Below are 13337 nucleotides of genomic sequence, written 5' to 3'. Positions count from 1 at the left end.
TCCTGCCGGGTATGACCAACGGGCCGGGCCAGTCCCTCGCTGCAGCAGTCAGCGAGGCAACTGCCATCCTTCGCGACGCCGGTGTCCCCAGCCCGCGCGTCGATGCCGAACTGCTGGCCGACCACCTCCTGAAGGTGGGTCTGGGCCGGCTTCGCGCCCTGATGCTGGGCGATGCGCCCGCCCCCGACGGCTACGCAGAGCTGGTGGCGGAGCGGGCCGGCCGGGTCCCCCTGCAGCACATCACCGGGGTGGCGCATTTCCGCTACCTCGAGCTGGCGGTGGGTCCCGGGGTGTTCATTCCGCGGCCGGAGACGGAGTCCGTGGCGCAGCTCGTCATCGACCACGTCAAGGGGATGCCGTCGCCCCGCATCGTGGACCTCGGCACCGGATCCGGTGCCATCGCCGGATCGATCGCCCATGAGGTGCCCGGCGCGGAGGTGCACGCCGTCGAATACAGCCCCCTGGCGCATGCCTGGGCGGCAAAGAACCTGGCGCCCCTGGGCGTCCACCTGGTGCTGGGGGACCTGCGGACCGCGCTGCCGGAGCTTAACGGAACCTTCGACGTCGTGGTTTCAAACCCGCCCTACATCCCTGCAGAGGCCATTCCCAACGAGCCCGAAGTTGCGCTTCATGACCCTCCGGAAGCACTCTACGGCGGGGGAGCGGACGGCATGGAACTTCCCACGGCGGCAGCGGCCTCGGCTGCCCGGCTGCTGCGGCCAGGCGGCTTCTTTGTCATGGAGCACGCAGAGGTCCAGGCCGGTTGGATTGCTTCGATGATGGGCCGCGCGGGAACGTGGCGCAACATCACTACGCATGTGGACCTGAACCAGAAGGAGCGCGCCACCAGCGCCGTGCTCGCGGACCAGCACCACCCGGAATGAAAGAATAGGCCAGTGACCACAACCTATGACTGCACCGTTGACGACCAGCGCGCCCAGGGGCTGGAACATGCCCAGCGCGCCATCAGCGAAAAAAGGTGCGTGGTGTTTCCCACGGACACTGTGTACGGCATCGCGGCCGACGCCTTCTCACCGCAGGCCGTTACCATGCTCCTGGTATCCAAGGGACGCAGCCGCACCATGCCGCCGCCCGTCCTGATCCCGCGCATCAATGCCCTGGACGGCCTGGCCACGGATGTTTCCGCTGACGCCCGGAAGCTCGCCGAGGCGTTCTGGCCCGGCGGCCTGACCCTGATCCTGCACGCGCAGCCGTCCCTGGACTGGGACCTCGGCGAAACCAAGGGAACTGTCGCACTGCGGATGCCCGCGGACGACATCGCCCAGGAGCTGCTGACCCTCACCGGGCCGCTTGCCGTCTCCTCGGCCAACCGCACCGGCCACGCGCCGGCGCAGACCGCCGCGGCCGCCCGCGAGCAGTTGGCCGACTCTGTGGAGGTCTACCTGGAAGGCGGCTTCCGCCCTGCCGAGGGTGAAGCTGCGGTGGCCTCGACCATCGTGGACGCCACCGGGCCGCGTCTCCGGGTAGTCCGCAACGGCGCCGTCAGCCTGGACCAGCTCCGCGAACACGTGCCCGGCGTTCTTGGACTCGGCGAGATTCCCATGGCGGAGGAGGACCCGGCTGCTGAGGAGCCTGCTGGCGCGGTGCCCGCTGTGGTGCCCGCCGATGCCGTGCCCGTGGGGGAGGAACGCGTCGAAGATGTGCCCGCGGCCGCAGGTTCCTCCGCCGTAGCTCCCGCACCCGGCGGTTCCCCGGCACAGGGCCAGGCTGCTCCGGACCAGAGCCAGCAGCCTTGATGACCCTGGAACGCCAGCAGATCCCGTTCCTGGAGGTTGATGCGACCCCGCTGCGGGTTCCCGAACTGGTGGAAGCGCTCAGCCGCTATATCCAGGACGGATCCACCCGGACGGTCCTTGGCCACAACCTGCACAGCGTCACCCTGACGCTGTCCGACGACGGCTTCCGCTCCCTGTACGAGCGCAGCGACGTGGTGCTCCTTGACGGTGCCCCGGTGCTGTGGCTGTGGGGGAGGACCGGCAATGCCGAGGGCCCGGTCATGGACTACCGACTGGGCTCAACCGACTGGCTTCCCGCCCTGGACCAGGTGCGGGGACTGGAACGGATCGCCGTCGTGGGAGCTGGCGCCGAGGCGAATGCGGGTGCGGTAGCGAGGCTGAAGGCCATTGTTCCCGGCGCGCACGTGGCCGGATTCCCGGGAGAGAACTGGAACCCCGGCCTCGAAGATGCCGCCGTTCAATGGCTGCACCGCCAGCAGCCGCAGCTGGTCCTGCTGGGGCTCGGCATGCCGCTGCAGGAACAAGTCCTCCAGCGCCGGCTGGAATCGCTGCCGCCCGCTGTGTATTGCGCCGTGGGCGGTGCCATTGAGCAGCTCGCGGGTGTCCAGAAGCTGGCTCCCCGCTGGCTCGGCCGCCTTGGCCTCGAATGGGCCTGGCGCCTCCTCCTGCATCCCCGGCGCGTCGCCTACCGGGTCTTCGGCGAGCCGTGGGTCCTCTTGTGGCTCCTGGCCGGCAGGCGGCTGCGCAGGAAGTAAAGGCCGCAGGAAGTAAAGGCCGCAGGAACTGCAGGCCGCTGCCTAGAACTTCTGGTCCTCCAGGGGCGCAAAGCCCTTGCCCCGCAGGCCTTTGCTGAACGATGAGGCCCAGCCCAGGAACCCTGCCAGGTCCCGTCGCTGCAGGAAGTAGCCCGCGTACCCGCCCACATCGGCCACCAGGGAACGGACGCGGAAGTAGCGCCGGATCAGGTACCCGCGGTTGCGGTAGTAGTAGTACCGCTTGAACGCATTCTCGGGAACAATGACGTGCCAGCGGGCGCCATAGACGTGCTGTGTTTCGGAAAAGGCATGGGGATGCGTAATGGCCGTGGTGGTCACGGTCCCGAAGCGGATCCCGGCCTTCCGGAGGCGGATGGTGAAATCAACCTCGTCGCCGCGGATGAAGAGGCGCATGTCGGGCAGGCCCACCTTGAAGAAAACGTCAGAACGGATCAGCGCGCCGTTGAAGAAGTGCCCGTCGTTGGGCAGGAACCCCAGCTTTTCAACCTCGGCCCTGCTGTGGGTGACTTTTCCGTCCAGGCGGAAGAAGAAGGACAGCCGGTCCGGATGCCCCGGGGCCGTCACCAGCGGGACCACCGCTTCAAGGTCGCGCGCCTCCGCCTCCCGCAGCAGGGTGGCGAGGCATTCAGGATCCGCAGGTTCGGCGTCGTCATCCATCATCCAGATCCACCTGGCGCCGCTGGCCACCGCCTTGAGCGCGGCCAGCGCGAAGCCGCCTGCTCCGCCCAGGTTGGCCTCAGACCTGACGTAGTCCACATTTTCGTGCCGGCAGGCGACCTCACGCGCCGGCTCCGTTCCGCTGTCCACCAGGCAGATGGTGTCCACCGCCGCCGTCTGCGAGTTGATCGAATCCAGCAGCACAGCCAGTTCCTTCGGGCGGTTGAAGGTGACGGCGGCAACTGCAATGCGGGGGGTCATGAAGGGTCCTTTCAGCATGGCTGTCAGGGAGTTCCCCGCTCGTAATGCGCCGTGTGGCGCGGAGCCATGAAGCCGGTGGCGCTAGTATCTTTGACTAGAGTCCACTGTAATACAGCCCTGTAAGGCACTGCGTGTCAGCCATTTCGCACTGCCTGCTGCGTGCTCGGCGACGGAGAAGTTTCATTTATCGAAGAACAGATTCCCTGCCAGTGAGCCCACCCGCCGGTGTACACCCGCCAAAACTGCTCCGCTGCATTTCCACCCCAGTTGAAACGGCCACCACCCCATGATCATGTACCTGCTCATGGGGCTGACTGCTGCGGTTGTGTCCTATGCCGCCACCTGGGGTGCCCGAGTGGTGGGCCACCGGCTCGAACTGCACCTGCCCATCCGCAGCCGCGACGTGCATTCAATTCCCGTCACGAGGCTCGGGGGAGTCGCAATCTTCCTGGGCGTGATGGTGGCGCTGATCGTTGCGAGCCAGTCCTTCTTCGTCAAGGACATCTACCGGAACAACTTCTCGCCGTGGGGCGTCCTTGCCGGCGCTGCCGTGATCGTCCTCGTGGGTGTGGCGGACGACCTGCTGGACATCCGGTGGTGGGTGAAGCTCATCGGCCAGAGTGCCGCCGCCCTGACCGTGGCGGTCTGGGGCGTCCAGATGACCATCGTGCCCTGGGTGCCGGAACCCATCTACCTGGAGAACGAAACCATCCGGGTGGTGCTCACCGCGGGGCTGATCGTCACCACCATGAACGCCTTCAACTTCATTGACGGCCTGGACGGACTGGCCGCCGGCGTGGCCATCATCGGCGGCACCGCGTTCTTCTTTACCGCGTACTGGGTGCACCGCAACGCCGTCCTCCTGGACTATTCGGACCTCGCCACCCTCATCACCGCAGTCCTGGTAGGCAGCTGCCTGGGCTTCCTGCCGCACAACTGGTTCCCCTCGAAAATCTTCATGGGGGACTCCGGCGCCATGCTGATCGGGCTGCTCATGGCGTCCGCGGGTGTGGTCTCCACCGGCCAGATCACCAGCGGGCTTTACGACCGGGCCAACGGTATCTCCACCGTGATTCCCATCCTGCTGCCGTTTGCCGTCCTGTTCCTGCCGCTGCTGGACCTGGGCCTTGCGGTGGTCCGCAGGACCGCGCGGGGCCGGTCGCCGTGGTCCGCCGACCGGGGCCACCTGCACCACAAGCTCATGGACATCGGCTACTCGCACCGCACTGCCGTAGTCCTGATGTACCTGTGGACCGGCGTGCTGTCCTTCGGGGGACTGGCTTTTGCCATCTTCCCGTGGCAGATCGTCCTCGCCGTGGACCTCTTCGCCACCCTGGTGATGGGCCTCGTCACCGCATGGCCCTACCTTGCGCGCCGTAACGACGAAACTCCGGCGTAACGCCGGTGCGTAAACATTTCTATCTCATGTAGAATTTAGGGGCAGCCAAAGCTGCCCCTCCACCCCGCCTTGTGGCTTGCTGCCGCTTGGTACCGACGATTGGGATCGCATGACCTCCAACGCCGAGTCCGGACCCGCGTCCGGCAAAGGACCCGTTGGTGCTTCCGGTCCCACCCGGTCCCTTTGGCTGCATCTCCTAAAGCTCAGTTCCGCAGCTGCGGCGGCGGGACTAGTGCTGTGCGCGGGGGCTGCCGCGGTACTGGACGGCTCCGCCGGCGCGGTGTCCGCCCTGCTGGGTGGTCTCCTGGTGATGCTGTTCTTCGGAATAAGCCTCCTGGTGGGCCATTTCGTGGGACGCAGCAATCCCTCCGGAGCCATCGGCGTGTTCGTGGCCACCTACTTCATCAAGGTGGTGGGGTTCGCCGCGGTCCTGTTCGTGGTGGGCGCTCCGCAATGGCTGCACGGCCGCTGGTTTGTTGCAGGTGCCGTGGCCGCCGTCGTTTTGTGGCAGGTCGCTGAGCTCTATGGTTTCAGCAAATCCCGCCTGCAGATCTACAACGATCCAGAAACCAAGGAAGCCTCCGATGCGTGACCCCAAAAAGTCCGGAAAAGCCTCCGCCGGCAAGCCCGTATCCGGCGGTTCCGCCCCCGGCGTCTCAGGCAACAACTCCGACGGCGGATACAACGCCGGGATGGCCGTCTTCAGCTACATCATTGGCGGAATCATCGTCTGGAGTTTGATAGGGTGGGGACTGGATTATATGTGGGGAACGCGCTGGATTGTGCTCGCAGGCGCTCTGCTTGGAGCCGTCGGAGGTTTTTACCTTTCCCACATGCATGGCCTCACCAGTTCTCGTAAAAATGCTGGCGAGCGTCCTGCTGCCAGCGGGCCGTCCACGGACGGCGACACTAATGCCAAATAATTTCACAGGGGGAACAGCAGGCCGTCAGGCTGCCGGTCCCCGCCCAACGCCCAATGATGGACACTGCAGAGAGGAAACGCGTTGATCGCGCTTGCGCTCCCGGCCCAAGATTCAGGAGAGTTCGCTCCTCCTGGTATTAACGAAATGCATTTGCCGGCAATCCTGCCGTGGGGTGCCGCAGAAGGATTCTCCAAGCAGATGCTGCTGGTCCTCCTCTCTGTCGCCATTATCGCCACCTTCTTCGTGCTGGCCGCACGCAAGCAGCAGCTGGTACCCGGCAAGCTCCAGTTCGCCGGCGAAGCCGCGTACGGCTTTGTCCGCAACGGAATCGCCAAGGACATCATCGGCGGCAGGGACTTTATCAAGTACGTCCCGCTGCTGTTCAGCCTGTTCTTCTTCATCCTGGTGAACAACATCTACGGCGCCATCCCGCTGATCCAGCTCCCCACCTTCTCCCACGTTGGTGGCGCGTACGTACTGGCCGGCCTCGTCTACTTCACCTGGATCGCCATCGGCGTCAAGAAGAACGGCCTGCGCTACTTCAAGCTGGCCACCGTTCCCTCGGGTGTTCCGTGGTTCATCCTTCCGATCGTCATCCCGATCGAGATTATCTCCAACTTCCTGGTCCGGCCCGTCACGCACAGCCTCCGTCTGTTCGCCACGATGCTCGCAGGCCACCTCATTGTGATGATCGCCGGCTCCGGCATCGAATACCTGGTCATGCAGGAAAACATCCTGCTCAAGGGAACCTCGGTCCTGGTCCTGGCAGGTGCCATCGCGATGTACATGCTCGAGGCCCTGATCATGGTCCTGCAGGCCTACGTCTTTACCCTGCTGACCGCGATCTACATCGAAGGCGCACTGCACGCCGACAGCCACTAGGCAATGCCGCCGGATGCAATTCCGGCGGGCACACAGACTTCCCCTTCGCGGGGGATGAAGCAACCCAAACAACCTGCCACTGAAGTGGCATCTTGAAAGGAAGAAAAATGGAAGGCAATCTCAACCTCGTAGGTTACGGTCTGTCCGCAATCGGCGGTGGTATCGGTGTTGGCCTCGTATTCGCTGCTTACATCAACGGCGTTGCCCGTCAGCCTGAAGCTCAGCGCGTGCTGCAGCCGATCGCATTCCTCGGCCTTGCGCTGACTGAAGCCCTCGCCATCCTCGGCTTGGTCTTCGCCTTCGTTCTCTAGTCCTGGAACGAAGCGAACTTACAGAACCGAGTAGAAAAGGACGGGTGAAAAAATGGCTCAGCTGATCATCTCAGCCGCCACTGAGGGCGAAGTCAATCCCCTGATGCCCAACATCTGGGAAATGGGCGTTGTCCTCGTGGGCTTTGCCATCCTCATGTTCATCGTGGTCAAGTTCGTTGTCCCGATGTTCGAAAAGACCTTCGCCGAGCGTGCCGAGGCTATTGAAGGCGGCATTGCAAAGGCTGAAAAGGCCCAGGCTGAGGCGTCTGCTGCACTCGAAGAGTACAAGCAGCAGCTGACCGACGCCCGCGCCGAAGCCAACCGCATCCGTGAGGAAGCCCGCGCGGAGGGTGCCCAGATCCTTGCGGATCTCAAGGAGAAGGCAGCTGCAGAGTCTGCCCGCATCACCGCGCAGGCCCACGCACAGATCGAATCCGAGCGCCAGGCGGCCGTTGTGTCCCTGCGTTCAGAGGTAGGCACCCTGGCCACCACCCTTGCCGGCCGCATCGTAGGCGAATCGCTCAACGACGATGAGCGCGCAGCACGGGTAGTTGACCGTTTCCTGGCAGATCTGGAGACCCAGAACGCAGGTGCAGCAAAGTAATGGCAGGCGTATCGAGCGAATCGCTGGCAACAGGGCTGGCCGCGCTGGAAGCCAAGCTTCCCACCGCGTCGCTGCAGCTGGCAAAGGAACTCTTCGGAATTCTGGAAATGGTGGACAGCTCGGCTGGCTTGCGCCGCGCCCTGACTGACCCGTCGCGTTCAGGTGACGAAAAGTCGGCGTTGGTCAGGCAGCTGGTTGGCGGAAAAGTCTCCGCTGATGCTGCAGAGATCGCATCCGGACTGGCCAGTTCACGCTGGGCATCGGCGCGCGATATCGGCGATGCACTCGAGACTCTTGCCGCAACGGTGGTCATTTCCGTTGCTGAAAACAAGTCGGCCGTTTCTGCCTCCGGAATCACTGGCCTGGAAGAGCTGGAGAACGAACTGTTCTCCTTCAACCAGGCTGTTGCCTCCAGCCACGAGGTACAACGTGCTCTGTCCGAGCCGCAGGCCAGTGCAGCCGCCAAGGCTGCCCTCGCCGCGAAGCTGGTGCCCGGGGTGGGTGAGGAAGCAAAGGTCCTCATCACCCAGGCAGTTTCCCAGCCCCGGGGCATCAAGCCCACCCGGCTCGTTGAACGGTTCGCCGAACTGGCGGCCAAGCGGCAGCAGCGCTGGATTGCAACGGTCAGCGTGACCCGTCCCCTGACGCAGACGCAGCTGGAACGCCTCCAGGCGGGCCTGAATGCTCTGTACGGGCGGGAACTGAAGATCAACGTCAATGTTGATCCAGCACTCATTGGCGGAATTCGCGTCCAGGTCGGTGACGAAGTGCTCGACGCTTCGGTCATCACCAGGCTGGGCGAGCTGCAACGCCAGCTGGCCGGCTAGCCGGACAAGCACCAACAAACTGATAGAAACCCCGGTCACCTTCACGGTGATCACAAAACAGGAGAGCAGGGACTGCAGATGGCCGAATTGACCATCAACGCCGACGACGTCCGTATTGCGCTGAACGAGTTCGCGGCGTCCTACGAACCCGGAAACGCAGAGCGCGTAGAGGTCGGCCGCGTAACCACCGCTAGTGACGGCATCGCCCGTGTTGAGGGCCTCCCCTCGGTCATGGCGAACGAGCTGCTGCGCTTCGAGGACGGCACCCTGGGCCTGGCCCAGAACCTCGACGTCCGCGAAATCGGCGTCATCGTCCTCGGCGACTTCACCGGCATCGAAGAAGGCCAGGAAGTCCACCGCACCGGACAGGTACTGTCCGTGCCCGTGGGCGACGCCTTCCTTGGCCGTGTTGTTGACCCGCTGGGCGTGCCCATCGATGACCTCGGCGAGATCAAGGCCGAGACCACCCGTGCACTGGAGCTGCAGGCTCCCGGCGTGACCCAGCGCAAGTCGGTGCACGAGCCGATGCAGACCGGGCTCAAGGCCATCGACGCCATGATCCCGATCGGCCGCGGCCAGCGCCAGCTGATCATTGGTGACCGCCAGACCGGCAAGTCCGCGATCGCGATCGACACCATCATCAACCAGAAGGCCAACTGGGCTTCCGGCGACGTGACCAAGCAGGTCCGCTGCATCTACGTGGCGATCGGCCAGAAGGCGTCCACCATCGCCGCCATCCGCCAGACCCTCGAGGACAACGGCGCGCTGGAGTACACCACCATCGTGGCGTCCCCTGCCTCCGACCCCGCAGGCTTCAAGTACCTGGCACCGTACGCCGGTTCGGCCATCGGCCAGCACTGGATGTACGGCGGCAAGCACGTCCTCATTGTGTTCGATGACCTGTCCAAGCAGGCTGAGGCCTACCGTGCAGTGTCGCTGCTCCTCCGCCGCCCGCCGGGACGCGAAGCCTACCCGGGTGACGTCTTCTACCTGCACTCCCGCCTGCTGGAGCGTTGTGCGAAGCTCTCCGACGAACTGGGTGCCGGTTCCATGACGGGCCTGCCGCTGATCGAAACCAAGGCGAACGACGTATCGGCCTACATCCCGACCAACGTCATCTCCATCACCGACGGCCAGATCTTCCTCCAGTCGGACCTCTTCAACGCCAACCAGCGCCCCGCCGTTGACGTGGGTGTCTCGGTGTCCCGCGTGGGTGGTGCCGCACAGGTCAAGTCCATGAAGAAGGTCTCCGGCACGTTGAAGCTGGATCTCGCCCAGTACCGCGACATGCAGGCATTCGCCATGTTCGCCTCGGATCTGGACGCGGCATCCCGCCAGCAGCTGACCCGTGGTGCCCGACTGATGGAACTGCTGAAGCAGGGCCAGTACTCGCCGTTCCCGGTTGAGAACCAGGTCGTCTCCATCTGGGCCGGTACCAACGGCTACCTGGATGACGTTCCGGTTGAGGACATCAGCCGCTTCGAGCGTGATTTCCTGGACCACCTGGGCCGGAAGTCCTCCATCCTCACCACGCTGGCCCAGACCAGCGTTCTGGACGACGACACCGTTGCAGCTCTGAAGTCCGCCATCGTGGACTTCAAGAAGGGCTTCTTCGGTGAAGGCGACAACCACCTGGTGGGTGCCGGACACGAGGAGTATGAGTCCATCTCCGAGGGCGACGTTGACCAGGAAAAGATCGTCAAGCAGAAGCGCTAGTTCCGCTCACCGGGTGTGCCGGGCCTCAGGGTCCGGCACACCCGGTTTACGGAATGTTAGGAAAGGATAAGTATGGGAGCCCAGATTCGGGTCTACCGCCAGAAGATCAGCTCGACCACGTCGATGCGCAAGATCTTCAAGGCGATGGAACTGATCGCTACCTCGCGCATTGGTAAGGCCCGTGCGCGCGTAGCAGCTTCACTGCCTTACGCGAACGCGATCACGCGTGCCGTTTCTGCTGTCGCAAGCCAAAGCGAAATCGACCACCCGCTGACCACCGAGCCCGAGCAGATCCGCCGTGCCGCAGTCCTGGTAATCACCTCGGACCGTGGCCTGGCAGGATCCTACTCAGCCAGTGTCCTCAAGCAGGCGGAAGGTCTCAACGAGCTTCTCCACGCTGAAGGCAAGGAAGTCAAAACCTACCTCGTGGGCCGGAAGGCGCAGGCTTACTTCGACTTCCGGAACCGCCAGTACGCGCGGGTCTGGACCGGAGGAACGGACGCGCCCGAGTTCGGCACCGCCCGTGAAATCGGGGACGCGCTGCTGGCCGATTTCGCCACAGACTATGAAGACGGTGGGGTGGACGAGATCCACGTCGTCTACACGCGCTTCAAGTCGATGGTGACGCAGGAGCCCACGGTCATCCGCCTGCTGCCCCTGGAGGTAGTGGAGGAGGAAGCCGCCTCCGAGTCGGACCTGCTGCCGCTGTACGAGTTCGAGCCGGAAACCGAGCAGGTTCTTGATGCCCTGTTGCCGCGCTACATCGAATCGCGGCTGTTCGCAGCCATGCTGCAGGCCGCTGCATCCGAACTGGCCGCGCGCCAGCGTGCGATGAAGTCGGCAGGGGACAACGCCACGGACCTGATCAAGAAGTACACGCGTCTGCGCAACACGGCCCGCCAGGCCGAGATTACGCAGGAGCTCTCCGAGATTGTTGCCGGCGCCGACGCCCTCGCGTCATAGGCCTGGCCGCGGTTCCGTTGAACCTGCACCACACAGATAAACTTAACCCCACGCCATCTACTGAGTGAAGTGAGAGAGATGACTGCCACTGCTACCGAAAACGTAGCCGCAACGACCGGTGCCACCGGCCGTATTGCGCGCGTCATCGGCCCGGTTGTCGACGTCGAATTCCCGGCTGACGCAATCCCGTCGATCTACAACGCACTCACCACCGAGATTACTCTCAACGGTGAGACCAAGACCATCACGTTCGAGACCTCCCAGCACCTGGGTGACAACCTCGTCCGCGCCATCTCCCTGCAGGCAACCGACGGCCTGGTCCGCGGCACGTCCGTGGTGGACAGCGGCGCCCCGATCTCCGTGCCCGTCGGCGACGGCGTCAAGGGCCACATCTTCAACGTCCTGGGCCAGCCCCTGGACGTTGCCGAATCGGACCTGGACATCAGCGAACGCTGGCCGATCCACCGCAAGGCACCCTCCTTCGCCCAGCTCGAAGGCTCCACCGAGATGCTCGAAACCGGCATCAAGGTCATCGACCTCCTGACCCCCTACATCAAGGGTGGAAAGATCGGCCTCTTCGGCGGCGCCGGTGTGGGCAAGACCGTTCTGATCCAGGAAATGATCACGCGTGTTGCCCGCAACTTCGGTGGTACCTCGGTATTCGCCGGTGTTGGCGAGCGTACCCGTGAAGGAAACGACCTCTGGGTTGAAATGGAAGAGGCAGGCGTCCTTAAGGACACCGCCCTTGTGTTCGGCCAGATGGACGAGCCGCCGGGAACGCGCCTTCGCGTGGCCCTGTCCGCCCTGACCATGGCGGAGTACTTCCGCGATGTCCAGAAGCAGGACGTGCTGCTCTTCATCGACAACATCTTCCGCTTCACCCAGGCCGGTTCCGAGGTTTCCACGCTGCTCGGCCGTATGCCGTCCGCCGTGGGCTACCAGCCCAACCTGGCTGATGAGATGGGCCTCCTGCAGGAGCGCATCACCTCCACCAAGGGCCACTCCATCACCTCGATGCAGGCCATCTACGTCCCCGCAGATGACTACACCGACCCGGCTCCGGCAACCACCTTCGCGCACCTGGATGCGACCACGGAACTTTCCCGTGAAATCGCCTCCCGTGGTCTGTACCCGGCCGTTGATCCGCTGACGTCCACCTCCCGAATCCTGGATCCCCAGTACATCGGCCAGGACCACTACAACACGGCTGTCCGTGTGAAGCAGATCCTGCAGAAGAACAAGGAACTCCAGGACATCATCGCCATCCTCGGCGTTGACGAACTGTCGGAAGAGGACAAGATCGTTGTGTCCCGTGCACGCCGCATCCAGCAGTTCCTGTCCCAGAACACCTACACCGCCAAGCAGTTCACCGGCGTTGAAGGCTCCACGGTTTCCATCAAGGACACTGTTGAAGGCTTCGCTGCCATCTGCGACGGCGACCTCGACCACATCGCAGAGCAGGCGTTCTTCAACGTCGGCGGCCTGGATGACGTTGAGCGCCAGTGGGCCAAGATCCAGGAACAGACCAAGTAATATGGCTGAGCTCGAGGTTGAGATTGTCGCAGCGGACCACTTCGTGTGGTCCGGAGCGGCCAAGATGGTCAAGGCCCGCACCAGCGATGGTGAAATCGGAATCCTGCCCGGCCACTCGCCCCTGCTGGCGATCCTGGCCGAAGGTGAGCTGGCTATCCAGCCGGTGTCCGGTGACCGTATTGCAGTAGCTGTCGACGGCGGGTTCTTCTCCGTGGACAACAACCGCGTGGTTATTGTGGCTGACAACGCCCACCTGGGTGAGTCGGCTACCGCTGGGATTCGCTAGCATCACCTTGATGGACGCATCTAGTCTTCCGTTCATCGCACTGGCAACCGCCTTTGGTTTGCTGATAATTGCACTGTGCCTTTCGGGGGTGCGCCGCTTCAACCTGCGGCGTGCCCTCGGCACGGTGGACGCCTCCATCTGCATGGCTGGAAACAGCTGGCAGATGGGGGTTTGTCGTTATCAGGACAATGATCTGGAGTGGTTCCGGCTGCTCTCGCTCAGTGTCCGCCCCAAACACCGCTTCAAGCGGCACTCGCTTGAACTCCTGGGCCGCCGCAAGCCCACTGAGGCCGAGGCCGTCAAGGTCCAGCCCGACGTCGTGATCGTTGAACTGCGCTATGAAGGCCAGGACCTCCGGCTCGCCATGAAGTTCGACGCCTACACTGGCCTCTCCTCGTGGCTGGAGGCCGGACCGGTCATCGGCGTGGGGACCTGGCGCTAG

16 protein-coding genes are annotated in these 13337 nt (G+C 63.9%); 15 read left to right on the top strand and 1 reads right to left on the bottom strand.

Going from position 1 to position 13337, the window contains the following annotated elements:
* Positions 1–11: 11 nt before the first annotated feature.
* Genes prmC through AC5RU7_RS01260 form a run of 3 tightly spaced genes read left to right on the top strand, consistent with a single transcriptional unit; the run spans position 12 to position 2512 of the window.
* Positions 12–884, top strand: a complete 873-nt coding sequence (gene prmC / locus AC5RU7_RS01270; protein WP_494050758.1) for a peptide chain release factor N(5)-glutamine methyltransferase — start codon at positions 12–14, stop codon at positions 882–884.
* Positions 885–896: 12 nt separating this feature from the next.
* Positions 897–1757, top strand: coding sequence for an L-threonylcarbamoyladenylate synthase (locus tag AC5RU7_RS01265; protein ID WP_494050757.1), 861 nt, complete (start codon positions 897–899; stop codon positions 1755–1757).
* Positions 1757–2512 (top strand): WecB/TagA/CpsF family glycosyltransferase, encoded by a 756-nt coding sequence (locus AC5RU7_RS01260; protein WP_494050756.1) that lies wholly within the window; start codon positions 1757–1759, stop codon positions 2510–2512. Before AC5RU7_RS01265 ends, AC5RU7_RS01260 begins: the two co-directional genes overlap by 1 nt.
* Before the next feature lie 42 nt (positions 2513–2554).
* On the opposite strand, the gene AC5RU7_RS01255 is transcribed toward AC5RU7_RS01260, so the two are convergent.
* Positions 2555–3451 (bottom strand): glycosyltransferase, encoded by an 897-nt coding sequence (locus AC5RU7_RS01255; protein ID WP_494050755.1) that lies wholly within the window; start codon positions 3449–3451, stop codon positions 2555–2557.
* A gap of 286 nt (positions 3452–3737) precedes the next feature.
* Between AC5RU7_RS01255 and AC5RU7_RS01250 the strand changes: the two genes are divergently transcribed.
* The 12 genes from AC5RU7_RS01250 (at position 3738) to AC5RU7_RS01195 (ending at position 13337) form a co-directional block, all read left to right on the top strand.
* Entirely contained in the window at positions 3738–4850 is a 1113-nt protein-coding gene (locus AC5RU7_RS01250) for an MraY family glycosyltransferase (protein WP_494050754.1), read from the top strand.
* A 109-nt stretch (positions 4851–4959) separates the two neighbouring features.
* Positions 4960–5442, top strand: coding sequence for a Cg1360 family ATP-synthase-associated protein (locus AC5RU7_RS01245; RefSeq protein WP_494050753.1), 483 nt, complete (start codon positions 4960–4962; stop codon positions 5440–5442).
* A complete protein-coding gene (locus AC5RU7_RS01240; RefSeq protein ID WP_494050752.1) occupies positions 5435–5773 on the top strand; it encodes an AtpZ/AtpI family protein in 339 nt (112 codons plus the stop codon). Before AC5RU7_RS01245 ends, AC5RU7_RS01240 begins: the two co-directional genes overlap by 8 nt.
* Positions 5774–5854: 81 nt before the next feature.
* Entirely contained in the window at positions 5855–6655 is an 801-nt protein-coding gene (gene atpB / locus AC5RU7_RS01235; RefSeq protein ID WP_035751787.1) for a F0F1 ATP synthase subunit A, read from the top strand.
* Positions 6656–6762: 107 nt separating this feature from the next.
* Positions 6763–6966, top strand: a complete 204-nt coding sequence (gene atpE / locus AC5RU7_RS01230) for an ATP synthase F0 subunit C (RefSeq protein ID WP_009356484.1) — start codon at positions 6763–6765, stop codon at positions 6964–6966.
* A 52-nt stretch (positions 6967–7018) separates the two neighbouring features.
* Entirely contained in the window at positions 7019–7570 is a 552-nt protein-coding gene (locus AC5RU7_RS01225; RefSeq protein WP_494050751.1) for a F0F1 ATP synthase subunit B, read from the top strand.
* Positions 7570–8397 carry a F0F1 ATP synthase subunit delta gene (locus AC5RU7_RS01220; RefSeq protein WP_494050750.1) on the top strand — a complete coding sequence of 276 codons (828 nt, stop codon included), beginning with the start codon at positions 7570–7572 and terminating at the stop codon, positions 8395–8397. Before AC5RU7_RS01225 ends, AC5RU7_RS01220 begins: the two co-directional genes overlap by 1 nt.
* Positions 8398–8475: 78 nt before the next feature.
* Positions 8476–10113, top strand: coding sequence for a F0F1 ATP synthase subunit alpha (gene atpA / locus AC5RU7_RS01215; protein WP_494050749.1), 1638 nt, complete (start codon positions 8476–8478; stop codon positions 10111–10113).
* Positions 10114–10185: 72 nt separating this feature from the next.
* Positions 10186–11076 (top strand): F0F1 ATP synthase subunit gamma, encoded by an 891-nt coding sequence (locus AC5RU7_RS01210; RefSeq protein ID WP_494050748.1) that lies wholly within the window; start codon positions 10186–10188, stop codon positions 11074–11076.
* Positions 11077–11154: 78 nt separating this feature from the next.
* Entirely contained in the window at positions 11155–12609 is a 1455-nt protein-coding gene (atpD, locus tag AC5RU7_RS01205) for a F0F1 ATP synthase subunit beta (RefSeq protein WP_494050747.1), read from the top strand.
* Position 12610: 1 nt separating this feature from the next.
* Entirely contained in the window at positions 12611–12895 is a 285-nt protein-coding gene (locus AC5RU7_RS01200; protein ID WP_009356490.1) for a F0F1 ATP synthase subunit epsilon, read from the top strand.
* 10 nt (positions 12896–12905) lie between these two features.
* Positions 12906–13337 carry a DUF2550 domain-containing protein gene (locus tag AC5RU7_RS01195; RefSeq protein ID WP_494050746.1) on the top strand — a complete coding sequence of 144 codons (432 nt, stop codon included), beginning with the start codon at positions 12906–12908 and terminating at the stop codon, positions 13335–13337.

The sequence above is a fragment of the Arthrobacter sp. K410C genome, from assembly GCF_059090105.1.
This window is presented reverse-complemented; position numbering and strand designations above follow the sequence as displayed.